Origin of the sequence: Rhizocola hellebori, from assembly GCF_016862955.1 — a bacterium.
Classification (GTDB): Bacteria; Actinomycetota; Actinomycetes; order Mycobacteriales; family Micromonosporaceae; genus Rhizocola; species Rhizocola hellebori.
This window is the reverse complement of the sequence record NZ_BONY01000193.1, coordinates 1-937: the sequence shown is the minus strand read 5'-3', so window position 1 is coordinate 937 and position 937 is coordinate 1. Positions and strand designations below refer to the sequence as shown.

General features: G+C 59.8%; 1 protein-coding gene. It reads right to left on the bottom strand.

What is annotated here, in order from left to right; genetic code table 11:
* Window positions 1–174: 174 nt before the first annotated feature.
* Window positions 175–627: a hypothetical protein gene (locus Rhe02_RS49460; RefSeq protein WP_203915552.1), complete on the bottom strand. Its 453-nt coding sequence runs from the start codon at window positions 625–627 to the stop codon at window positions 175–177.
* Window positions 628–937: the final 310 nt, after the last annotated feature.

Genomic DNA, 937 nt, shown 5'->3' with positions numbered 1-937 from the left:
GTTACGCCCGTTACGCCTATTCTCAGCCACCGGGCGTCATCGGCGAGCTCTGCCGGATTTCTTGTCGGGTCCATCGAGCAGACGCGCGCTGAACGCCACGCAACGGGCACGTCCGCGGAGTCGACTGGAAATCTAAAGGCTCTGGACTCATGGCCGCACACGCCATGATCGAGTTCACGCGGACGTCCTGCGCCATATGTCTCGCCAGTCAGGAAGTCCGTCAGAGTTTCGACGAACCCGAGGCAGACCTAGGACTAGCACTACGCTGCCTAATGCCAAGAAGAATGCAATAGCCATCGGGTGCTCTGTGATTACGCCGGATGGCCAAAGCGCACGTTGGGCGAAGTTCCCAATGGCCGCACCTAGGCCCATCAAACCAAAGATGATGAGTCGGTAGTTTCGGCGATGTTCGGTTTCGCGCTCGACGAGATCAGCCAACCGTGAATCGATATGAGACGACAAGGTTTCTCGCGCTTGCGACCCTTCGGGTAACAAGCTGACCAGCTCCGCATCAAACTTGAGAATGCGGCGAAGCCGGCCAACTCCCGACCAATGAACGGCCTGCATTGCGACGGCGGTGATGCCGAGCGCTGCAACCACTAGCTGGCTAAGTAGCTCTATCTCCATCGAAACATCGTGACAAGGTCAATCAAGAGGCGACCGCCGGTATCCAGCGCGAGCTGGAGGTGGCCTTGTCAAACACGTCGCGGCGGGACCGGATCCCAGATGATCTACGTGCGCTGTCCTGTCCGTCGTCAGCAGGTTATCGATGGCGGCAGAACCTACGGGCCGATTCGAGAGCGTCGATCAGACTCGCGTCGATCGAACCATCACTTCACCTTTAAGTGCGAGGCTAGGGCTTCGCTGTGGTGGGCGGGGGTAGGTGAGGTGGCGTCGTCTGCGGGGGTGGAGGCGGCGGGCCGGTTGTCCCATCGAC